Origin of the sequence: Exiguobacterium sp. s43 (assembly GCF_018617255.1) — a bacterium.
Taxonomy (GTDB): domain Bacteria; phylum Bacillota; class Bacilli; order Exiguobacteriales; family Exiguobacteriaceae; genus Exiguobacterium; species Exiguobacterium profundum.
In genome coordinates, this window is the sequence record NZ_JACSJT010000001.1 from 356,721 (window position 1) to 379,160 (window position 22,440).

Sequence of the window (22,440 nt, forward strand, 5' to 3'; positions counted from 1 at the left end):
TGAATCTGAAAGTGAGGGAACCTTATGCAACAAGCAACCGATTTGACCAAGTCCAAGCCGAAGCTCACATCGGTACCACCGAGCGCACCGAATCCGATTCGTAAGAAAGAGCGGATGAAGCAGAACTTGATCGGCTGGGCGTTCGTCGCTCCGACCGTCCTGTTCGTCATCGCTTTCATCTATTACGGAATCTTCTACAACGCCTATCACTCACTCTTTTCATGGGACGGAATCTCGTTTGAGAAAGTGTATATCGGTTTTGAAAACTTCGGCCGGATGTTCAAAGACCCAGAATTTTATAATGCGCTCAAAAACACGGGGATCTTCACTGTCTTGACGGTCACGATTCAGGCGGGTCTCGGGCTCGTATTGGCCTATTTGCTTCACACGAAAGGCATGGGGCGGACGTTCTTCAAATCGGTGTTCTTCTTCCCGGTCGTCTTGAGCCCGGTCGTCCTCGGGGCGGCGTTCACGCAAATTTTTGACTTCCAGTTCGGATATATCAACGAATTCCTTCGCATGATTGGTCTTGGTGCGTTTGAACAGAACTGGCTCGGCGACCAAGACGTTGCGCTCTACGCTATCATTCTGATTAACATCTTCCAATGGACAGGCTCGTCCATGATCATGTATTACATGGCGATGCTCGCAATCGAACGGGAAGTGTTCGAGGCGGCTAATATCGACGGGGCAGGATTTTGGCGTACGCTTTGGAGTGTCGTCTTCCCGAACTTGAAAGGGACGACGTTCACACTGACGATCCTCGGGGTCATCGGTGGTCTAAAGACGTTCGACATCGTCTGGATCTCGACACAAGGAGGACCAGGTAACTCGACCGAGGTCATCTCGACATACCTGTTCCGTAAATCGATGTTGCATCAAGAGGTCGGCTATGCCAGCGCTGTCGCCGTCATCTTGCTTGCGATTGCACTCGGCATCACGTACTTCCAGATGCGTGTACAGAAGAAAATGGACTAAGGGGGAGAACAGATGGAACTGCAAACAAAGAAAGGAAGATGGTTCACCAATATCGGTCTGTCACTCATGGCAATCCTCTGGTTGTTCCCGATCTTCGTCATGTTCAAGGAAAGCTTACGTGTCAATGGCTTCAACAACTACATCGCGACGCTACAAAATCCGAACTTCCCACAATTCGTCTTTAACAGCTTCATCGTCGCCTTCTTCATGATCTTGATTTCCATCTCATTTCTTGCATTTGCGGCGTTCGGTTTCTCGAAGCTCCAGTTCGCCGGGAAGCGCCTTTTATTTAATCTCGTTCTGGCGGGATTGATGTTACCGGTCGCCTCGCTCATCGTGCCACTCTTCTTCACGTTGCGCACACTTGACGGGCTCAATAGCTATTGGGGATTGATTGGTGCCGAAATCGCCTTCTTCCTTCCGTTCGGACTCATGCTCATCAAGAGTTACTTCGACGAGCTGCCAAACGAATTGATGGAAGCAGCGCATATCGACGGGGCGTCGACGTTTCAAATCTTCTATAAAGTCATGATGCCACTCGCCAAGCCGGCACTCGCAACAGCGACGATTTACGCGTTTCTCAACTCATGGAACGAATACTTGATGGTACTTACGTTCATGACAGACCCGGCCAAACAGACAGTAACGATGGCACCGACCTTCTTCACGGAAGCGCTCGGCGGAGACCCTGGTAAATTATACGCCTCGCTCGTCTTGATCAGCTTGCCGACGATGGTGTTTTATATCTTTTTCCAACGCTTCTTACAAAAAGGCATGACTTCAGGAGCGGTCAAATAATCGATTGAGGTGAACAGCATGTATTTAGGAGTAGATTACTATCCAGAACAGACTGATCGTGCACTTTGGGACGAGGATGTCCGCTTGATGAAAGAACTCGGTGTCAACGTCATCCGGATGGCGGAATTTGTCTGGACGATGATGGAACCGTCCGACGGTGAGTTTGACTTCTCATTTTGGGATGAGGTCGTCGAAACCTTCGGCGAACACTTTGACATCGTGCTCGGCACGCCTACGGCGACACCGCCCGCGTGGCTTATCGAAAAACATCCGGACATCCTTCCGGTGACGAAAGACGGGGTGCGTATCAGCTTCGGAGCTCGTCGTCACTATACCGTCAACAGCCCTGTCTACCGCGAATACTGTGAACGAATCACCCGCAAGATGGCGGAGCGGTATGGTCGTCATCCACGTGTCATCGGTTGGCAGACGGACAACGAGTATGGACATGAACAGTCGGACCGTTCGTACGGTGATGTCGACCAAGAGGCGTTCCAGGAATGGCTGAAAGAACGCTACGAGACGCTCGACGCGCTCAACGCGGCTTGGGGGACCGTCTTCTGGAGCCATACATATACGGCATGGACACAGATTCCGGTCCCTCGCACCGTGTTCCAAGAACACAATCCGTCGCTTCTCGTCGATTTTGACCGCTTCTGCTCGGACGCATATCGCTCGTTTAACAAGCTCCAGGTCGACACGCTCCGCCCGCTCATCCATGAGGATGCGTTCATCACGCATAACCTCGTATATAGCGACATGGCAATCAACCAGCAGCAGATGGCACAAGATCTCGACTATGTCTCTTTCGACAACTATCCGGTATGGGGCGGGTTGCCAGAACCAAACCGTTTCGAGAAGACGGCGCACGATCATGATTTGTGCCGTTCTTCGAAACAAGGCAAAGGATTCTGGGTGATGGAACAGTTGAGCGGGGCCCAAGGATGGAGCCGCATCGGCTACTTACCACGACCTGGTCATATCCGTCTCTGGACACATCAGGCTGTCGCGCGTGGGGCCGAGGCGATTGTCTACTTCCGATTCCGTGCCGCGGATTTTGGGACGGAAGAGTTCTGTCACGGCATCATTGACCATGACGGGAAACCGAAACGGAAGTTCGAAGAAGTGAAGCACGTCATGTCGGAGCTTCACGCGCATGGCGACATGATCAACGCGGCTGCGTACAAGTCAGACGTTGCTGTCTATTTTGATCAGGAGAACTTATGGGCGTGGACGCACCAACCACACTCCGACGCATTTAACTTCAAGCAAGAGTTTGTCCGCTTCTACGGTGCAGCTGTCCGTCAAGGTGTCAACACGGATATCGTCTTCCCAGGGGACGCGCTCGATTCGTATAAACTCGTTGTCGTCCCGCTCTATTTCCTCGGAAATGATGTGTTTGACGAGACGCTCATCGACTATATCGAAAAGGGTGGGCACGTCATCTTCACCTACCGTACAGGCGTGAAAGACCCGATTAACCGTTGCCACAACTTGACGCTACCAGGTAAGTTTGCCGAATACGCGGGTATCGAGATTGATGAGTACGAGAGTTTGCAGACCGTCCAATCGAACGAAGTCCGACTCGGTGACCAAGTTTCTGAGGCGAACATTTGGTGTGACTTGATTACACCGAAAGGCGCCGACGTATTGGCAACATATGAAAAGGCCTTCTATAAAGGGACTGCGGCAATCACACGGCACACGTATAAAGGAGACGTGACATACATCGGTTCATCGGTCGACGACGAGATGCTCGATGCAGTTTATCATCAGGCGCTCACACGCGCTGGGATCGACGCGACCCGACTTCCAGACGATGTCGAGAAGGTCGACCGTCAAGGAGACGGGCAGGTGATCCGCTTCTACCTGAACCATTCGACCGAGGTTAAATCAACGGTTGACCTCGATGGCACGTGGCAGACGCTTGACGGGAAAACGGTAACAGGCAAGCTCGAACTTAAACCGCTCGATGTTGTCCTATTGAAACAGGAGGTGAAGGCATGATTGTTCGTCACGACAATCGGTTCGCCCTCATCGGAACGAATCTCACGTACGTGTTTGATGTCGATTCACGAGGTCGTCTCATCCATCAGTATCTCGGCGGACGCCTGCATGAATTAGACATCATAGAACTACCAGACGCGCGCGTTCTGCACTCGTCGTTCGAGACACCAGAAGGGGTGGCCGCTTACGAGTTCACCTCGTTCGGCGACCTTGTCTATACGGAACCGACGTTGAAGAGTCATACGACGACAGAACGATTGCACGCTTTCTCACTCGGTGATGCACGTATCGATGGAGAGACACTCGAGCTCGATTTGATCGATTCAATTCAATCACTTCAAGTGACGCTCCAGTTCACGCTTCATCCGGTTTACGACATCATCTCACGCAAGATGACCATCACGGCAGGAGAAACGGTCACGCTCGAGAGCGCGCAGTCTTTCAGCCTCGGACTCATTGAGCGCGAGATGCGACTCAGTCATTTCAGCGGGGCGTGGACGAGCGAGTTCCAGCTCCAGCAAGGGACGCTCCTCCCAGGCAAGAAAACAATCGAGAGTCGTCGCGGATTGACGAGCCATCAAAGTAATCCGTGGTTCGCGCTCGACAGTGACGCGACGGAGACAGACGGGGAGGTCGTCTTTGGATTCCTCGGTTACTCCGGCAACTGGGCGATTCATTTTGAAAAAGACGAGTTTGGCTTTACACAGGTGACGGGCGGGATCAATCCGTTCGACTTCGCGAAGACGCTTCAAGTGGGTGAGTCGTTCACGACGCCACCGGCCTATATCGGCTATACGCAACGCGGGTTCGGTGGTATGAGTCAGAACGCCCATGACTTTGAGCGCGACGTCATCATGCCGGAAGCGACACGTGACGTGTTACGCCCGGTCCTTTACAACTCCTGGGAGGCGACCTATTTCGATGTCAGCGAGGATGGACAAAAACGTCTCGTCGATGAGGCGGCCGCGATTGGCTGTGAGTTATTCGTCGTCGATGATGGTTGGTTCGGTGAGCGTCACTCGGACGCGGCCGGACTCGGGGATTGGCACGTCAACACGACGAAGTTCCCGAACGGGCTCGACCCGCTCGTCCGCTACGTCGAGGAGAAAGGCCTCCAGTTCGGGCTATGGGTCGAACCGGAGATGGTCAATCCGGATTCAGATTTGTATCGGGCTCATCCGGAATGGATTTACTATACGGACGGACGCCCGTCGACGACGTCGCGGAACCAGTTCGTCTTGAACCTTGCACTGCCTGAAGTGGAGGCGCACGTGACGGCGTGGCTCGATGAATTGCTCGGACGACACGCGATTCGTTACATCAAGTGGGACATGAACCGCGCCTTCTCAGAACCGGACAGTCCGCGCATGGAAGATGCGAAGGAACTATGGCTCCGTCATGCGGAAGCCGTGTATCGCATCCTCGACACGTTGCGGGAGAAACATCCGAATGTCGCGTTCGAGTCCTGCGCAGGTGGTGGTGGACGAATCGATCTCGGTGTGCTCTCACGCGTCGAGCAGGTCTGGACGAGCGACAACACGGACGCGTTCGACCGCCTCGCGATTCAAGAAGGTTTCTCATACGCCTACAACGCCAAGATGATGAGCTGCTGGGTGACGGACTCACCGAACTGGTTGAACAATCGTTCGTTGCCGCTCGCGTATCGGTTCGTCAGTGCGATGCAAGGCACGCTCGGTATCGGTGGCAACCTACTAGAATGGACACCAGATGAGCTTTCAGAAGCGAAAGAATGGATTGCGACGTACAAGACGATCCGTCCGATTGTGCAGCACGGGACGAGCCATCGCCTCGCTTCACTCAAACGGGACGGCTTCCATGCCGTCGGCTATACGAACGGCGAAGACTATATCGTCCTCCTCAACGCCGACCGTCGTCAGTACGGGAAAAATCGTTTGCGTGTGAAGCTACGCGGGCTCGATCCTGAACGGACGTACGAACTAGAAGGACGCCGCGTGAGCGGACGCTATTTGATGGAACAAGGCATAAACCTCACACAACAAACAGACTATGACGCGTATTGCCTGGTCATCCACCCGGCATGAGCGATGGAAGGGATGAAGCCGCATGCTTTCATTTAACATGGAACAGCTGAAACAACAATTCGAGGAGGTGTTTGCCACCTCAGCAGACCGGTCGTTCTTCGCACCGGGACGCATCAATTTGATTGGCGAGCATACCGACTATAACGGAGGACACGTCTTCCCATGTGCAATCACGTTCGGAACATACGGACTCGTGAAAAAGCGCGAAGACGACCTGATTCGTGTCTATTCGCTCAATTTTGAAGAGGTTGGTATCGTCACGTTCCCGGTGACGGACGAGACGTACGAGGCGAGCCACGACTGGGCGAACTACGTGAAAGGGGTCGTCACGCTTCTCAGGAAAGACGGACACGACCTCAACGGGTTCGACTTCTTCCTTGCGGGCAACATCCCAAATGGGGCGGGTCTCTCGTCATCAGCCTCCCTCGAACTCGTAACGGCATACATGTTAAATGAAGTGTACGGTCTCGGTCTCGAACGGCTTGACCTCGTCCGACTCGGACAACGGGTCGAGAATACGTTCATTGGTGTCAATAGCGGTATCATGGACCAGTTCGCTATTGGAATGGGCAAAGCGGGGCAGGCGATGCTCCTCGATTGCGAGACGCTCCATCATGACTATGCACCGATTGTCCTCGACGGGTACGACATCGTCATCATGAACACAAACAAACGTCGGGAACTCGCCGACTCGAAATATAACGAACGTCGGCGCGAATGCGACACTGCACTCGGCTTGATTCAACCGAAATGTGAAGTCAATTCTCTCGGACAATTGTCGATGGAAACGTTTGAACAAGTCGCGCTCGACTTGCCAGAGACACTTCGTAAACGGGCGCGTCATGCTGTTTCTGAGAACGAGCGGACAATACTCGCCTACACTGCTCTACAGGAAGGACGACTCGAGACGTTCGGTCAGTTGATGAATGCGTCGCATGCATCGCTCCGGGATGATTACGAAGTGACCGGCATCGAGCTAGACACGCTCGTTTCAGCCGCGCAAGGGTGTGACGGCGTCATCGGTGCTCGCATGACGGGGGCCGGATTCGGTGGTTGTGCCATCGCCATCGTCCGTCAAGACAAGACGGGATCGATGATTCAGGAAACGTCGGATCGATATGTGTCGACAATCGGTCACGCACCGACGTGTTACGTCGCCTCGGTCGGGGACGGGGTACGAGAACTCGTAGAGGAGGAAGTGAAATGAGTATACTCGTTGTTGGCGGTGCCGGCTATATCGGTTCGCACGCCGTTCGTACATTGTTGAAAGAAGGGGAAAACGTCGTCATTCTCGATAACCTTCAGACAGGACATGTTGAATCGATTCCACAGGATGTCCGTTTTTATAAGGGCGACCTGCGTGATCGAACGTTCTTGAAAGATGTTTTCATAAAGGAATCAATCACAGACGTCCTTCATTTCGCAGCGAACTCCCTCGTTGGCGAATCAATGACGGACCCGCTCGCCTACTATGACAACAACGTCTTCGGGACGCAAATTCTCCTCGAGACAATGCGCGATGCGTCAGTGAAACGGATTGTCTTCTCCTCGACGGCCGCGACTTATGGTGACCAGACCATGATGCCGATTGACGAGACGGCGCTTACGAATCCGACGAACACATACGGGGCGACAAAGCTCGCGATGGAGTCGATGATTCGCTGGTGTGACCAGGCACATGGTATCCGCTCGGTCGCACTCCGTTACTTTAACGTCGCTGGCGCGATTGCGACCGGTGAAATCGGCGAAGACCATGACCCGGAGACGCATCTCGTCCCAATCGTTCTGCAAGTGGCGAACGGACAGCGTGACGCGATTACCGTGTTTGGTGATGACTATGCGACGGAAGATGGGACATGTATCCGTGATTATATCCACGTCCAAGACCTCGTCGATGCGCATATGTTAGCGCTCCGTTATTTACGAGAAGACGGTGCGAGCGACGTTTTCAACCTCGGGACAGCGAACGGGCTATCAGTGCTCGAAATTATCGAGGCGGCACGTCGCGTGACGGGACATGACATTCCGGTCTTACTTGGTGAACGCCGCGCCGGGGACCCGGCTAAATTGATTGCCTCGTCTGACAAGGCAAGACGTATCCTCGGATGGACACCGACCCGTTCCGACGTCGAGACGATTTTGACGGACGCTTGGAACTGGCATGTGACACATCCATTCGGCTATCAGGTGAAAGAGGTGAGACGATGATCGATGTGATGATTGAGGCACTCGTCGACGCGGCGATTCGTGAAGAGCTGATTGACGAGCAGGACCGTATCTATTCACGGAACCGCGTGCTCGCAAAACTGAATAAGCTCGACTTTGAAGTCCCACGTTTTGTGTCAGAGCTGTCAATCCCCGAGTTGCTCGAACAAGTGGTCGAGTATGCAGTGGGGGCGGACATTATCGAGCCGATCCTTGAAGAGAAGGACCGCTTCATGGCGGAAATCATGGATATCTTCGTATCCAAGCCATCGGAAGTGACACGTCATTTCAATGAGCTCCTTGAGACAGATGTGACAGCGGCGACTGACTATTTCTATCGGATGAGTCAGGCGTCAAATTATATCCAGACACGTCGTATCGCGAACAATATCACGTATCAGGCACCGACTCGCTATGGCACGCTCGATATCACCATCAACTTGTCGAAACCGGAGAAGGACCCGCGTGAGATTGCACTCGCTCGAATGCAACCGACCTCGACATCGAACTATCCAAAAGGATTACTCGCGATTGAGAACGAAGGATACAGCGGTCACTTGAAACACCCAGCGCGTGCGAATCATCGCATCATCCCGCTCACGCTCGGTGGACAGCCATGGTCGTTCCAGTATTCACCGTACCTCTATTACAATGAGCACTCAATTTTACTGTCGAACGAGGTGCGTGACATGGTCATCGACCGAGGAGCTTTCGAGCGTCTGCTCGACTTCATCACGCAGTTCCCACACTACTTCGCCGGGTCGAATGCAGACTTGCCGATTGTTGGAGGCTCGATTTTGACGCATGACCATTACCAGGCCGGCCGCTACCGGTTCGCGATGGACGATGCGCGAGTCGTCTCGACATATCGTTCTGAACGCTATGATCAAGTCGATATCGAGACGCTGTACTGGCCGCTCTCGGTCGTCCGTCTCCGCTCCAATCAAAAAGAGCAGCTTGTCATGTTGGCGAACCAGTTGCTCGGATATTGGCGCGATTATGAGGACACCGTTAGTGAAGTCATTCCGTATACAGAAGGTGTCCCACACAATACGGTGACGCCAATTGCAAGACGCCGAAACGGACGTTACGAGCTCGATCTCGTCTTGCGAAACAACCGAACGAGCAAGGCGCATCCGGACGGTATTTTCCACCCGCACGCTGATGTGCATCATATCAAGCGTGAGAATATCGGCTTGATTGAAGTAATGGGGCTCGCCGTCTTGCCAGCGCGCCTGAAGACAGAACTTGAGCAAGTTGTTCACTATGTGGCCGGCGAGGACGTTGATGTCAAAGTGATGCATCAAGAGTGGGCCGATGAGTTACGGAAGAAGTCGGGCGACCCGAAAACGATTGTCGATCAAGCGGTCGTCGATAAATTTGTGAAAGGTCTTGAGGATGCTGGTGTCTTTAAACAGACGAACGCTGGGCAGGAACGATTTGATACGTTCATCCGGTCACTCCTTAGCCATGTCGATAAAGTGGAGTACGGAACACCAAGGTCGGGAATGAGAGAGAAAACGAACTAAAGGTGGTAGTACGAGTGAAACAAGCGACGATTCAAAACACCAACGGCATGAGACTATCCGCCATCGATTATGGTTGTGCGATGACGGAACTGACGGCCCCGGACCGGGAAGGAAACCTAGACTCGGTCATCTTGAAATACGGGGACGTCTCACAATACTTAGAAAATCCGGTCTATCTCGGGTCAATCGTAGGGCGGATTGCCGGACGGATTCGTGACGCAGAGATTGAGGGTGTCGCCTTGACCCCAAGCGAGGCGCCCCATCATATTCACGGAGGCGAGAAAGGCATCACGTCCCGTTATTGGGAGATGGATGCGGACGAACAGTGTATCCAGTTCACATATCTCAGCCCGGACGGGGAAGAAGGGTATCCCGGCAACGTCTTCTTTAAAGTGTTGTACGAACTGACGGATGACAATGAACTGATTGTCACGATGACGGCGGAAACAGACCAACTGACGTGGGTCAACCTGAACCATCACAACTATTTCAATCTTGGCGGACGCCCAACCATCCACGATCATGAGCTGATGCTACCAGCCGATTCGGTCGGGGTGCTCGACGCGGATTCACTGCCGACAGGAGAGTTGCGTGATGTGAGCGGGACGCCGTTCGACTTCCGAGACGGAAAAGCGGTCCGAGAGGCGCTCGTGTCAGGAGACGAGGCGATTGAACGGGCGAGCGGTCTTGATCATCCTTTTATCTTGAAGGATGAACCGATTCGATTGCACGACCCGATGAGCGGACGGACGATGACGGTCGAGACGAATCAACCGGTCATGGTCGTCTACACAGGGAATTTCTTGAGTGAAGAGACACCGGTGACGCTCGACGGTCGACAGAAACATAGCGCAATTTGTCTCGAAGCCCAGGCGTTCCCAGATGCCCCAAACCATCCAGACATCGCAACCTCAATCGAACTGAAACCGGGTGAGTTGTATCACTCGCGGACGGTGTATCGGTTTGGGGTGGAATGAATTCATCACTACCATTCAAAAAGGAGGCAACCGATTTAAGTCGGTTGCCTCCTTTTCAATCAAGATTTAGTAGTTTGAACAGGAGTACTGACGTCCGCTCCGTTCGTCGCAATCACTTGCTTATACCAATCGAAGCTCTTTTTCTTCGAACGTGTGAGCGTCCCGTTGCCTTCATTGTCTTTATCGACATAGATGAAGCCGTAGCGTTTCTTCATCTCACCGGTCGACGCACTCACCAAGTCAATCGGACCCCAGCTTGTGTAGCCGATGATCTCGACACCGTCCTTGATGGCCTCGTGCATCTGTTCGATATGTTTCGCCATATAGTCGATGCGATAATCGTCTTCGACATATCCGGTCGCATCCGGTGTATCGACGGCACCGAGTCCGTTCTCGACGACGAATAGCGGCTTTTGATAGCGGTCATACAGTTGGTTCGCCGTGATCCGGAAACCGGTCGGGTCAATCGTCCAGCCCCATTCCGATTTCTCGAGGAACGGATTCTCAAGTGAACTGAAAATGTTTCCTTCGGTCGACTGGTTTATCTCTGGATCCGTACTCGTCGTCCGACTTGCATAATAGCTGAAGCCGATGTAGTCGACCGTATGCTTTTTCAACAGTTCGAGGTCTCCTTCTTCTATCTGAAGCGTAATACCTTGCTCCTCGAGATATCGTTTGGCATATCCCGGGTACTCTCCACGTGATTGGACGTCGATGAAGAAGAACGATTCACGGTCTTTGTCCATTGCATCTAACACATCATTCGGGTTACACGAATAGGCATACGTTTGACCAGCAGCAAGCATACAACCCACCTGTAGATCAGGATTGATTTCGTGAGCTGCTTTGACGGCTTTCGCACTCGCGACGAGTTGATGATGGGCCGCCTGATACTTCACTTGTTGCTTGTCTTCTCCGTCCTCGAACACGATGCCCGCTCCAATGAATGGGAGGTGGAGTAGCATATTGATCTCGTTGAACGTCATCCAATATTTCACTTTACCGTTGTAGCGGGTGAAGAGGGTCTTCGCATATGTCTCGAAGAAGTCGACGACTCGTCGATTGCGCCAGCTTCCATATTTTTTGATCAAGCTGACGGGTACATCGAAGTGAGCGATTGTCACGACCGGTTCAATCCCATGTTTTAATAGTTCATCGAAGACATCATCATAAAACTGCAAGCCTTCCTCGTTTGGCTCAACGTCATCTCCGTTCGGGAAGATTCGTGACCATGCGATCGAGAGACGAAGCGCCTTGAATCCCATCTCAGCGAATAAAGCGATGTCGTCTTTGTAGTGATGGTAAAAATCAATCGCTTCATGCGAAGGATAAAACTCTCCGGGCATAGGTTCTAATGATGGCAATTCTCCAAACATGACATCGAAGCGTTTTTTACCCGTCGGCAACAAGTCGACGGTAGTTAAACCTTTTCCCCCTTCTGCATAAGCGCCTTCTGCTTGGTTGGCGGCAATGGCGCCACCCCATAAAAATCCTTTTGGAAAACTCATCGTATCCATCCTTTCTATATTAGTGGGAGGAAAAATCCTCCCACTTGATTCATTAGATGATGAAAATCGGATCGCCCGTCTGGACATGTGAGGCGTAGTTTGGTGAGAGTGCTTTTCGGTTCGTGACAATCACAGGTGTCGTCAACGCACGACCTGATTGCTTGATCGCGTCGATATCGAATTCGATCAGCAGTTGTCCTTTTTCGACAAATTCACCTTGTGTGACGTGTGCTTTGAAATGCTTCCCTTCTAGTTGAACGGTATCCATACCGATATGGATCAGGATTTCAGCCCCTGATTCCGTTGTGATCCCGATGGCATGATGTGTCGGGAAGAGGGCAGACACGGTACCGGAAACCGGGGCGATCAGTTTCCCTTCCGTCGGTTCGATGGCAACACCTTGACCGAGTGAACCAGATGAGAAGGCGACATCCGAGATATCTTTCAAACGGACGACAGTTCCTTGAAGCGGGCTAACGACTTGTTCCTGACTGACAGTTGTCGCAGATACTTCTTTGGCGACCGGTGTAACTTCTGATTGTGGTGTCGCGGTTGCTGCTTGATTGACACCGCCAAAGAGGTAAGTCAAGACGAACCCGACGATGAAAGCAACGGCCGTTCCGATGAGTGAACCATAAAAACCAGTTGTGATGCCTTCAGGCGAGATGGTGGACGGATAGCCGAAGACACCGAGCCCCCCGATGATATAAGTTTGTGTACCCATGACACCCATGATTCCACCACCGACAGCACCACCGATACAGCTCATGATGAACGGTTTTTTGAGGGGGAGCGTCACCCCATAAATAGCGGGCTCGGTCACACCGAAGATACCTGAAATGAAGGACGGAATTGTGAGCGTTTTAATCTTTTGATTTTTAATTTTGAAGAAGACTGCGAGCACGGCACCGATTTGTGCGAACGATGCTGCAAACACAAGTGCGAGAATCGGGTCAGCCCCGAGTGACGTCAAGTTGTTGATGGCGACCGGGACAAGCCCCCAATGAAGACCGAAGATGACGAACACTTGCCAAAATCCACCGAGGAATAGGCCGGCGACGAGCGGGCTCAAGTTATATACAGCGACCGTGGCGCTACCAAGAAGCATCCCTGCCCAAGTCGCGATTGGTCCAATCAAGATGAATGTGAGTGGAACGACAATCAACAAAGTGAGTAGTGGAACGATGAACATTTTGATGACGTCTGGAATGACAGTCTTCAAGAACTTCTCAAGTTTTGCTGCAAAGAATGCCGCGATAATAATTGGAATGACGGAAGTCGAGTACGTCATCAAGATGACAGGAACACCGAGGAACGTGATATGAATCGGTGACTCGAACATGGTTCCGGCAAAGACCGTATAGAGAGGGTCTCCAGCCGTCAGCGTCGATAAGGTCGGATAGACGAGTGACGCCCCGATGGCCATCCCGATAAACGGACTTCCTCCGAATTTCTTAATGGCCGTATAGCCGAGGAAAATCGGGAAGAAGTAGAACAGCGAATCCCCGATGGCATTCAACAATTGATACGTACCTGACGTATTGTCGAGCCAACCGAGTGCGACGAACAGGGCGTTGAATCCTTTGATCATCCCGGTCGCTGCTAAGACGCCGAGCACAGGAGTGAAGATGCTAGAGATGATATCGATAAAACGGCTGAACAACGATCCTTTTGGAGCGTTCTCTTCTTCAATTGGAGACTGTTGTTGGAATCCGCCGACCTCGACGACGGCTTTATACACTTCTGGTACATGATTCCCGATGACTACTTGGTATTGACCACCGCTCTTCATGACCGTGACGACCCCATCCATGTTTTTGATGGTTTCGGTATCTGCTTTTTGTTCATCCTTTAATTTGAAACGCAAACGGGTGATACAGTGGACGACGCTATTGACGTTCTCTTTCCCGCCAACATGTTGAATAATATCGCGTGCGAGCTGTTCATATTTCATGTCCGTTCCCTTCCTTTTCCCATAATTTTGGTTTGCGTCAAATAAAAAACCTGACCCGTGTCAAACGAAGAACGTGAAATCACGTCATTCATCCGACTCGAGTCAGGTTATGCCCACTAAAGGTAACATTCCTGCGCAGGATACCGTTCAGTTGTTATTTGATAATTGAAATGTAGCATGCAGCAATTCAAAATGTCAACGCTTACATTTTACTTTTTTTGTTTTTCGACTCTCCCTACAACGTAAAAGAAGAAAGCGGAACGGCATCATGACATGATGTTGCGAAAAAATGATAAATCCTTCTTTTCAATTATCAAGATGAAGGGGGTAAGAAGGTACTACAGTTAACCTGCGCCTGATTTCGGTCATTTAATCTGTCTGTAGGGAGGAAACCAACATGAAGGAACAAACGACGATCGTGGGCGATCTCGTGGAAGTTCTCAAGAAAAGTAAGAAATGGATGTTCGTGAGTATGGTTCTCGTCGGACTCTTAGCTTACTATTTGAGCACTTCATTCATCCAGCCGAAATATGAGGCGTCCACACAAGTGCTACTCGTTACACAACAAGAAGACAACCGCGTAGACAGTTCGGAAGTGTTATCCTCGCTCTCACTCGTCAATACGTATCGCGTCATCATGAAGAGCCCGGCTGTTCTTGAGAAAGTCAAAGAACAGGTGCCGAGCGCACCAGACCCGCTCTCGGATGCACTCACCGTAGAAAGTGAAGAGGAATCGCAAGTCATCAATGTGTTCGTCACCGCGAACGACCCGGTCGTGGCAGCGGAAACGGCCAATGTGATCAGTGAAGTGTTCGTTTCTGAAATTCCGGATCTGATGAACATCGACAACGTTCGAATTTTATCTCCAGCCGAAATTCCGGAAGCGCCTGTCTCACCGAACGTACTGCTCAACACGGCAATCGGTCTTTTCGCCGGATTCTTGTTAGGTGGATTCATCGGTCTATTACGCCACGTCTTTGATAAACGCATCCGGAATGAGCAAGAAGCGGAACGGTTGCTGGATTTGCCAGTCATCGGATCGATTCCGACAATCGAACGCCGGGATTTGAAAACGAAAAATGTGAAAGAAGCGACACCCCAAGTGAAAGGAGACGTTTCGCATGTTCGGTCGAAAAAAGAACGCCAATCGTCTTGATTATAAAAAACGGGATCTCGTCACGTTGGCGAATCCGAAGTCACCGATTTCTGAACAATATCGGACAATTCGGACCAATCTGGAGTTCACGTCCGTCGGCCATAAGTTACAGATGATCACGATCACTTCCGCTTCGTCCGGGGAAGGGAAGTCGACCACGGCGGCAAACCTAGGGGTCGTCTATGCGCAACTCGGAAAAAATGTCGTCATCATCGATTGTGATATGCGCAAACCGACGGCACACCAAACGTTTCAGATGTCAGCACATGCGGGATTGTCTACCGTATTGGCCGGTCGCGTCACGCTCGAACATGCGCTCCAAAAAACGGATATTCCGCGTCTGACCTTGCTGGCGGCCGGTCCGATTCCACCGAATCCGACCGAACTGATCGCCTCGTCACGCATGACGGACCTCCTGAGTGATTTGCGTGAACAGTTTGATATCGTGATTGTCGACACACCTCCGATGATGCACGTCGCCGATGCTCGACTGTTGGCCAACGTATCCGATGGGACGATTCTCGTGATCGGTTGCGAGAACTCAGATCGTCAGCTCGTCCTGAAGGCGAAAGAACAACTTGAACGGACCGGGTCACAACTTCTCGGCCTCGTCCTCAACAAACGTTCTTCTCGTGATAACAACACCTACTACGCATACGAGTGAGGTCTCGGACATGAATATTCTACACATCAATGCCATCAACGAAGTGAAAAGCACCGGTCGGATGTGTAAAGAGCTCGCATCCGTTCATGCCTCTTACGGACACAACGTCCGAATCGCCCATGCGACCGGACCGGTGACCGAGACGAGTGTGGTAGTCGGACAGGCGTGGGAAACGAAGCGACATGCGCTCCACGCCCGCGTGACGGGGCGCCAAGGGTACACGTCTAAACGGTCGACCGCTGACTTGATTGCCTTCATGGACAGCTTTCGGCCGGACGTGGTTCATCTTCATAATCTTCACGCCAATTACCTTCATCTTCAGACGTTGTTTGAGTATTTGGCGAAGCAGGACATCGCCACCGTCATGACGCTTCACGACTGCTGGCTATTCACCGGGAAATGTACCCACTATACGGCGGTCGGATGTACGCGCTGGAAGGATGGATGTGGACAATGCCCGCTCTTAAAAGAAGACATCCCGAGCTGGTTTTTAGACCGGACCGGCGAGATGTTGGCGGACAAGCGCCAATGGTACGACGCCATTCCACGCTTGGCAGTAGTGGGAGTGTCGGATTGGATCACGATGGAAGCCCACTTCTCGATTCTGCAACACGCCTCCATCATTCGTCGCATCTACAACTGGGTCGATTTGGAGACGTTCACACCGAAAGAGGTAGCCCCACTTCGGGCACGCCTCGGGTTGACGGGACAACACATTCTTCTCGGTGTGGCGAGCCATTGGACGGAGGCGAAAGGATTGTCTGCCTTCATGGAGTTGGCCACGGCCAGACCGTCCGACCAAATCGTCTTAGTCGGACAGATGCCTGAACAACATGACCTGCCGGCGAATGTGCTTCACGTTCAGGAGACACATGACCCGAGCGAATTGGCTTCTTACTATGCCGCGGCAGACGTCTTGTTGAACCTGTCAGAGGAAGAATCATTTGGAAACGTGACGGCAGAGGCACTCGCCTGTGGCACGCCAGTTCTCGTCCTCAATTCCACGGCCAGTCCGGAACTTGTGACAGAACGGACCGGTGTCGTCGTCGCCACGCGATCGGTCGAAGATGTAATGGACGGACTCGATCGTCTCCATCACGCCTCGATCTCACGAATCGCTTGTGCGAACGAAGCGCGTCAACGGTTCGACTTATTCGACCGGGCGGAGGACTACCTGCACGTGTATGAGGAGCTGCAAACCGAGAAAGTGAGGAACGCTTTATGACACCACTCGTATCCATCATCATCCCCGTCTATAACGGGAGCGATTATTTACGGACATGTATCGACAGCGCCTTAGCCCAGACGCATCCTTCGATTGAAGTGATCGTCGTCAACGACGGCTCGACTGATGACGGGAAAACGGCGGCGATTGCGACAAGTTACGGCAAGAAAATTCGCTACGTGGAAAAGGAAAATGGGGGCGTCTCGAGTGCGTTGAATCGTGGGATTGAAGAAATGAACGGAGACTATTTCTCCTGGCTCAGTCACGATGACGTGTACGAACCGACAAAGATCGAACGACAGCTCGCCGCATTGCACGAGCAACATCTCCCGATGAACCAGACAATCGTCGTCACAGGGACGGCGTTCATTGACGAAAATGGGGAGGCAATCCGACGGGTGCAACGGAAAGTGAGCGGATTCTATTCGAGTCAGGACATGTTCCGTCACTTGCTGTTGTCCTCGACTTTGAACGGATGCGCGCTCTTGATTCCGCGACGAGCGTTCGAACATCGGCGTTTTTCGTTAGAGGACCGCTTCATTCAAGACTGGATCTGCTGGGTCGAGTTGGCGCTCGATGGGTTCGACTTTTACGTGATGCGTGAGCCGCTCGTCTATTCACGGATTCACGGCGAGCAACAGACGAAAAAAATCGCATATCGAGCCACGATGGAATCGAATCGCTATCTGAAGCGGCTACTCCAGGACGTCGAGGTGCGTGATAACGGAGAGGAATTGACCGCCATCATTCTGAAGCACACGTTTAAAGAAAATGCGGCGGACGTACGGGAACAGTACTTAACGACACATGATGTGAATCGTTACTTTGGACCGCTGGAATATCGGTGGCTTCGCTGGAACGGTATCCTGTTTTCAAACCTGCTGTCTCTATATCGAGGGATGACCAATCTGATTTATCGTTAGAAAGGAGGGGTTGAGATGACGATCTATTTAGTCAATATGGCGCTGTTGGTCGGTTGGGGACTGTTGTTGATCCGTCACGAGATTCCGAGTCGCCGTGCTTGGTTCGTATCTTTCGCCACGATTCAATGGATCGTCTTGTCAGGCTTCCGAGACGTCACCGTCGGGGCAGATACCGCGCAGTACAAGGCACTCTTCCTTCAGTCGCAAACGTTACCGCTCGGTGCGTTCACCGACCGCTTCTTTGAAATCGTCTTCACTGAGAGCGAGGACCCGGGTTTCTACCTGTTCCAACGTCTCATCCAGTATGTGATTACGGACTATCAAGTGTATCTCGTGCTCATCGCGATGATTTTCATGATCCCACTCGGCTATTTCATCTACAAATACTCGAGCGAACCGCTCATCAGTTTCCTGCTCTTTTCGGTCCTCTTCTACGAATTCTTCGCCGTCACCGGCTTACGCCAAACGGTGGCGACCGCGCTCGTCGTGCTCGTCGGATACCATTTCGTGCGGGCGCGGAAGTTGGGCTGGTTCCTTCTGCTCGTATGCATCGCCATGACGATTCATAAATCCTCGCTCATCTTCGTCCCGTTCTACTTTTTAGCGAACAAGCAACTGACCAAAGCGTATTTGATGACCATGTTCGGGGTCGTCATCGGATTGTTCGTCTTCCGGAATTCGTTCTTCGATCTGCTCGTTCAAGTGTCTGGCTATGAAACCTACAGCGCCATGGAAGGGGCCGGGGCGGTCAACTTCAGTCTGATGTTGCTCTCTGTTCTCTTCATGGCACTATGGCGAAAAGATCAAATTTTAGCGAACAATCCATCCGCCATCCATTTCTTCAATGCGTTGTTACTCGCCGCCTGTCTCTTGCCGTTGACATTCTTAAACCCGTCCATGATGCGGCTCGTCCAATACTTTTCACTCTTCCTATTGTTGATGATTCCAGAGATTGTCGGCACGTTCGAGCGGCGGGAACGACTCGTCGTCTATTACTCGGCAGTTATGTTGCTCGGTCTCTTGTTTATTCGCGAAGCGCCGGTGTATTCGTTCTTTTGGTAAAACGAGGAGGTGAAGCATATGTCGACACGCATGACGCTAGACGAGGCAGCCAGTAACCGCAAAATCAAGATTGGAGCGGTCATGTCCTACACACAGATCTTTTTCGGCATCTTATCCGGTCTCATCTATACGCCGTGGATGATTCATGAAATCGGGCAGGCGAGTTACGGGTTGTATATGCTGACCATCTCTCTCATCAGTATGTTCGCGATGGACTTCGGGCTCGATGCGGCCGTCTCACGATTCATGAGCAAGTATATGGCGGAGGGGGACCACGAGCGGGCAGGACGATTTTTAGGCATCGCCTATAAACTGTTCATCGCCATCTCACTCGTCCTCTTCCTCATCCTCACCGTCGTCTACTTCTTCTTGGACTCGATTTACTCGAGTTTGACAGCGACCGAACTCGAACAGTTGAAAGTGCTCTATGTCATCGCGGGACTGTTCATCGTCGTCTCGTTCCCGACGAAGCCATTCTCTGGCATTCTCGTATCCCATGAACAATTCCTCTTCTCGAGTGCCCTGCATCTCGCTGAGAAGGTCGGGACGGTCGCTTTGATGGTCACCGCGCTTCTTCTCGGCTATGGGTTGTATGCCCTTGTCATCGTTAATGCGCTGGTCGGCACAATCGTCTTACTCGTTGAATACGTCTTCATTCGGCGCAAGACTCTCGTCCGCGCCAACTTTCAGAATCGAGAGAAAGGAATATATCGGGACATCTTTAGTTTCACATCCTGGAGCACGATCACGCTCGTTGCCCAACGCTTCGTGTTGAACATCACCCCGAGCCTACTAGGGATTCTAGCAGGCAGTGCGTCGATTGCCCTCTTTTCCGTCGGGATGGTCATCGAAGGATACGTCTGGACCATTGCGGCTTCACTCGGCTATTTGTTCCTTCCGAAGGTCAGTCGGATGTTGTCCCGAAACGATCGTGAGGCCATCGGGTACCTCTTCGTCCGCATCGGTCGAATTCAACTGTATATCGTCGGACTCATTCTCGCTTCGTTCTTCATCCTCGGTCGAGAGTTCATGCACCTATGGGTCGGACCAGACTTCACCGACTCCTACGTGATCGCGCTTCTCTTGATTGCACCGAGTGTGATCACGTTGACGCAAGACATCGGCAACACGACACTCATTGCCGAAAACAAGGTGAAGTATCGGGCGTTCGCAGCCCTTATCGTGGCCGCCATCAGTATGACGCTCTCGCCACTGTTGATTCCACACTTTGGTCCGATTGGTGCGGCCATCGCCATTTGCATCGGCAACATCGTCGGTCTCGTCTTCTATATGAACGTGATTTATCATCGGGTCCTCGGTCTCGACATTCTTGGCTTTTTCCGCAAATGCCATCTGAAACTCTTGCCCGGTATTCTCCTGTACACGCTCATCGGCTGGGGAATCCAGTTCTTCTTCCCGTCCTCGAACTGGTTCGGCTTCGGCTTGAAGGGAATCGTGCTCATCAGCATATACGCCATCATCATGTGGGGACTCGCATTTGATGAAACGGAGAAAGCCATGTTCCGCCAAGTGTTCGCTCAATTGAAACTACGCATCCTATCCATTCACCACACATCCTAGGAGGGAACAAGATGAAACGACTCAAGGTCATGACGATTGTTGGTACTAGACCCGAAATCATTCGATTGTCCGCCGTGATGGCACGTCTCGAAGCCTCCGAGGCAATCGATCATGTGCTCGTTCATACGGGACAAAACTATGATTATGAATTGAATCAGATTTTCTTTGAAGACTTTGGCCTGCGGACACCGGATTATGTGTTAGACGCCTCGGCGGATGGTCCGATGGCGACGATCGGCAATATCCTCATCGCCATCGATCCCGTGCTCGCATCCGAGCGTCCGGACGCGGTCTTGCTACTCGGGGACACGAACAGCTGTCTCGCAGCCATCGCCGCAAAACGTCATCACATTCCCATCTTCCATATGGAGGCAGGGAATCGCTGTTTTGATGAACGGGTCCCGGAGGAGACGAATCGTCGCATCGTCGACCATATCGCCGACATCAATCTGACCTATAGTGACATCGCACGCGAGTATCTGCTTCGTGAAGGGTTACCGGCGGACCGCATCATCAAGACGGGGAGCCCGATGTACGAGGTGCTCCATCGTCAACGGGAGAAGATCGAGCGGTCAGACGTGCTCGAACGGCTCGACTTGGAGCGAGATGCCTATTTCGTCGTATCGGCCCATCGCGATGAAAACATCAGTGATGACGAGAACTTTTTCGATCTCGTCGACACGCTCAATGCGGTCGCGACCACGTACCAGCTCCCCCTCATCGTCAGCACCCATCCCCGGACGGCAAAACGCATTCGTGAGAGTGGGGTGCGTCTCCATCCAAACATTCGTACCCTCAAGCCGCTCGGCTTCAGTGACTACGTCCACCTGCAACTCCATGCGAAGGCCGTGTTGTCGGACAGCGGTACGATCAGTGAAGAAAGCTCGATTCTTGGAATCAAAGGATTGAATATCCGACAAGCGCATGAGCGTCCGGAGGCGATGGAGGAAGGGGCAGCGATGATGGTCGGATTGAAGCGGGAACGGGTGCTTCAGGCGCTTCGAATCTTAGAAGAAACGGAAGGTCCGATGCGACTCGTGAACGATTACGCCATGCCGAACGTCTCCGATAAAGTGCTCCGCATCTTGTTGTCCTACACGGACTATGTGATGCGAGAGGTGTGGAAGCAGCATCCGGTGTCGACCGAGAAGAAAGAGGTGTGAGCCATGGACTATATGACGTTCAAACGAGTTTTTGACGGGACGCTCAGCGGAGTCGCGCTCCTTCTTCTCGCACCGTTTCTGCTCCTCATCGCCCTCTTGATCAAAATCGATTCGAGGGGTCCCGTCTTTTTCAAACAGGAGCGCATCGGGTTACGGGAGACACGTTTTTGGATGTATAAGTTCCGGACGATGCATCAAGACACCCCGAACGATGTCCCGACACATCTGTTTAACGACTCCACGAAACACATCACGCGCGTCGGGGCGTTTCTTCGCAAGACGAGTCTCGATGAATTGCCACAGCTCGTAAACATTTTAAAAGGCGAGATGGCCATCGTCGGACCGAGACCCGCACTGTGGAACCAAGACGACTTGGTCGAGGCCCGTCGACAGGTAGGCGCGACAGAAGCGCTGCCGGGGCTGACCGGATGGGCACAAGTGAAGGGGCGCGATGAGCTTCCGATTGAGATGAAGGCGAAACTCGACGGGGAATACGTTCGCCAGATGAGCTTATGGTTCGATCTGCGCTGTATCGCCTTGACCGTCAGGAACGTTTTGCTCCGGGAAGGAATCGTGGAAGGGGCGCCCCCACCCAGCCCGACGTCTGAAGAAAAGAAGATGATGCATGTTGCGAAAAAATGATAACG

18 protein-coding genes are annotated in these 22,440 nt (G+C 52.2%); 16 read left to right on the forward strand and 2 right to left on the reverse strand.

The features are described from left to right. Positions 1-24: 24 nt before the first annotated feature. The 8 genes from KNO79_RS01960 to KNO79_RS01995 are packed head-to-tail and all read left to right on the forward strand — an operon-like array spanning position 25 to position 10,557. A complete protein-coding gene (locus KNO79_RS01960) occupies positions 25-978 on the forward strand; it encodes a carbohydrate ABC transporter permease (RefSeq protein ID WP_214690482.1) in 954 nt (317 codons plus the stop codon). A 12-nt stretch (positions 979-990) separates the two neighbouring features. Next, positions 991-1,776: a carbohydrate ABC transporter permease gene (locus KNO79_RS01965; protein WP_074035881.1), complete on the forward strand. Its 786-nt coding sequence runs from the start codon at positions 991-993 to the stop codon at positions 1,774-1,776. Between the two features lie 18 nt (positions 1,777-1,794). Then, positions 1,795-3,783: a beta-galactosidase gene (locus KNO79_RS01970; protein ID WP_214690483.1), complete on the forward strand. Its 1,989-nt coding sequence runs from the start codon at positions 1,795-1,797 to the stop codon at positions 3,781-3,783. Then, complete coding sequence (locus KNO79_RS01975; protein WP_214690484.1) at positions 3,780-5,846, forward strand: alpha-galactosidase; 2,067 nt, start codon at positions 3,780-3,782, stop codon at positions 5,844-5,846. Before KNO79_RS01970 ends, KNO79_RS01975 begins: the two co-directional genes overlap by 4 nt. A 22-nt stretch (positions 5,847-5,868) precedes the next feature. Next, complete coding sequence (locus KNO79_RS01980) at positions 5,869-7,053, forward strand: galactokinase (protein ID WP_208606702.1); 1,185 nt, start codon at positions 5,869-5,871, stop codon at positions 7,051-7,053. After that, entirely contained in the window at positions 7,050-8,054 is a 1,005-nt protein-coding gene (galE, locus tag KNO79_RS01985; protein WP_074035883.1) for a UDP-glucose 4-epimerase GalE, read from the forward strand. Before KNO79_RS01980 ends, galE begins: the two co-directional genes overlap by 4 nt. Then, positions 8,051-9,580 carry a UDP-glucose--hexose-1-phosphate uridylyltransferase gene (locus KNO79_RS01990; RefSeq protein WP_214690485.1) on the forward strand — a complete coding sequence of 510 codons (1,530 nt, stop codon included), beginning with the start codon at positions 8,051-8,053 and terminating at the stop codon, positions 9,578-9,580. The genes galE and KNO79_RS01990 overlap by 4 nt, the downstream gene beginning before the upstream one ends. Before the next feature lie 14 nt (positions 9,581-9,594). After that, a complete protein-coding gene (locus KNO79_RS01995) occupies positions 9,595-10,557 on the forward strand; it encodes an aldose epimerase family protein (RefSeq protein WP_214690486.1) in 963 nt (320 codons plus the stop codon). Positions 10,558-10,616: 59 nt separating this feature from the next. Here KNO79_RS01995 and KNO79_RS02000 read toward each other — a convergent pair whose 3' ends face one another. Both KNO79_RS02000 and KNO79_RS02005 read right to left on the reverse strand, forming a co-directional pair. Next, positions 10,617-12,074, reverse strand: a complete 1,458-nt coding sequence (locus KNO79_RS02000; protein ID WP_285800625.1) for a 6-phospho-beta-glucosidase — start codon at positions 12,072-12,074, stop codon at positions 10,617-10,619. 43 nt (positions 12,075-12,117) lie between these two features. After that, positions 12,118-14,019, reverse strand: a complete 1,902-nt coding sequence (locus tag KNO79_RS02005; protein WP_214690488.1) for a beta-glucoside-specific PTS transporter subunit IIABC — start codon at positions 14,017-14,019, stop codon at positions 12,118-12,120. Positions 14,020-14,416: 397 nt separating this feature from the next. Here KNO79_RS02005 and KNO79_RS02010 point away from each other — a divergent pair, with 397 nt between their 5' ends. From KNO79_RS02010 to KNO79_RS02045, 8 genes are read left to right on the forward strand one after another with little or no spacing between them, the layout of a single operon-like run. Next, entirely contained in the window at positions 14,417-15,175 is a 759-nt protein-coding gene (locus KNO79_RS02010) for a YveK family protein (RefSeq protein ID WP_214690489.1), read from the forward strand. Continuing rightward, entirely contained in the window at positions 15,141-15,839 is a 699-nt protein-coding gene (locus KNO79_RS02015; protein WP_074035895.1) for a CpsD/CapB family tyrosine-protein kinase, read from the forward strand. The genes KNO79_RS02010 and KNO79_RS02015 overlap by 35 nt, the downstream gene beginning before the upstream one ends. 10 nt (positions 15,840-15,849) lie before the next feature. Further along, positions 15,850-17,064, forward strand: coding sequence for a glycosyltransferase (locus KNO79_RS02020; RefSeq protein ID WP_214690490.1), 1,215 nt, complete (start codon positions 15,850-15,852; stop codon positions 17,062-17,064). Then, on the forward strand, positions 17,061-17,987 hold the full coding sequence (locus KNO79_RS02025) for a glycosyltransferase family 2 protein (protein ID WP_214690491.1): 927 nt from the start codon (positions 17,061-17,063) through the stop codon (positions 17,985-17,987). The genes KNO79_RS02020 and KNO79_RS02025 overlap by 4 nt, the downstream gene beginning before the upstream one ends. A 15-nt stretch (positions 17,988-18,002) precedes the next feature. Beyond that, positions 18,003-19,049, forward strand: a complete 1,047-nt coding sequence (locus tag KNO79_RS02030; RefSeq protein WP_214690492.1) for an EpsG family protein — start codon at positions 18,003-18,005, stop codon at positions 19,047-19,049. An 18-nt stretch (positions 19,050-19,067) separates the two neighbouring features. Next, entirely contained in the window at positions 19,068-20,630 is a 1,563-nt protein-coding gene (locus tag KNO79_RS02035) for an oligosaccharide flippase family protein (protein ID WP_214690493.1), read from the forward strand. Between the two features lie 11 nt (positions 20,631-20,641). Next, positions 20,642-21,793 carry a non-hydrolyzing UDP-N-acetylglucosamine 2-epimerase gene (gene wecB / locus KNO79_RS02040; protein WP_214690494.1) on the forward strand — a complete coding sequence of 384 codons (1,152 nt, stop codon included), beginning with the start codon at positions 20,642-20,644 and terminating at the stop codon, positions 21,791-21,793. A gap of 3 nt (positions 21,794-21,796) precedes the next feature. Then, complete coding sequence (locus KNO79_RS02045) at positions 21,797-22,435, forward strand: sugar transferase (protein ID WP_214690495.1); 639 nt, start codon at positions 21,797-21,799, stop codon at positions 22,433-22,435. Positions 22,436-22,440: the final 5 nt, after the last annotated feature.

Bases quoted from the DNA above. Each gene is read 5' to 3' on its own strand.
- KNO79_RS01960 (WP_214690482.1), top strand. From the start codon at position 25: ATGCAACAAGCAACCGATTTGACCAAGTCCAAGCCGAAGCTCACATCG.
- KNO79_RS01965 (WP_074035881.1), top strand. From the start codon at position 991: ATGGAACTGCAAACAAAGAAAGGAAGATGGTTCACCAATATCGGTCTG.
- KNO79_RS01970 (WP_214690483.1), top strand. From the start codon at position 1,795: ATGTATTTAGGAGTAGATTACTATCCAGAACAGACTGATCGTGCACTT.
- KNO79_RS01975 (WP_214690484.1), top strand. From the start codon at position 3,780: ATGATTGTTCGTCACGACAATCGGTTCGCCCTCATCGGAACGAATCTC.
- KNO79_RS01980 (WP_208606702.1), top strand. From the start codon at position 5,869: ATGCTTTCATTTAACATGGAACAGCTGAAACAACAATTCGAGGAGGTG.
- galE (WP_074035883.1), top strand. From the start codon at position 7,050: ATGAGTATACTCGTTGTTGGCGGTGCCGGCTATATCGGTTCGCACGCC.
- KNO79_RS01990 (WP_214690485.1), top strand. From the start codon at position 8,051: ATGATCGATGTGATGATTGAGGCACTCGTCGACGCGGCGATTCGTGAA.
- KNO79_RS02000 (WP_285800625.1), bottom strand. From the start codon at position 12,074: ATGGATACGATGAGTTTTCCAAAAGGATTTTTATGGGGTGGCGCCATT.
- KNO79_RS02005 (WP_214690488.1), bottom strand. From the start codon at position 14,019: ATGAAATATGAACAGCTCGCACGCGATATTATTCAACATGTTGGCGGG.
- KNO79_RS02010 (WP_214690489.1), top strand. From the start codon at position 14,417: ATGAAGGAACAAACGACGATCGTGGGCGATCTCGTGGAAGTTCTCAAG.
- KNO79_RS02015 (WP_074035895.1), top strand. From the start codon at position 15,141: ATGTTCGGTCGAAAAAAGAACGCCAATCGTCTTGATTATAAAAAACGG.
- KNO79_RS02020 (WP_214690490.1), top strand. From the start codon at position 15,850: ATGAATATTCTACACATCAATGCCATCAACGAAGTGAAAAGCACCGGT.
- KNO79_RS02025 (WP_214690491.1), top strand. From the start codon at position 17,061: ATGACACCACTCGTATCCATCATCATCCCCGTCTATAACGGGAGCGAT.
- KNO79_RS02030 (WP_214690492.1), top strand. From the start codon at position 18,003: ATGACGATCTATTTAGTCAATATGGCGCTGTTGGTCGGTTGGGGACTG.
- KNO79_RS02035 (WP_214690493.1), top strand. From the start codon at position 19,068: ATGTCGACACGCATGACGCTAGACGAGGCAGCCAGTAACCGCAAAATC.
- wecB (WP_214690494.1), top strand. From the start codon at position 20,642: ATGAAACGACTCAAGGTCATGACGATTGTTGGTACTAGACCCGAAATC.
- KNO79_RS02045 (WP_214690495.1), top strand. From the start codon at position 21,797: ATGGACTATATGACGTTCAAACGAGTTTTTGACGGGACGCTCAGCGGA.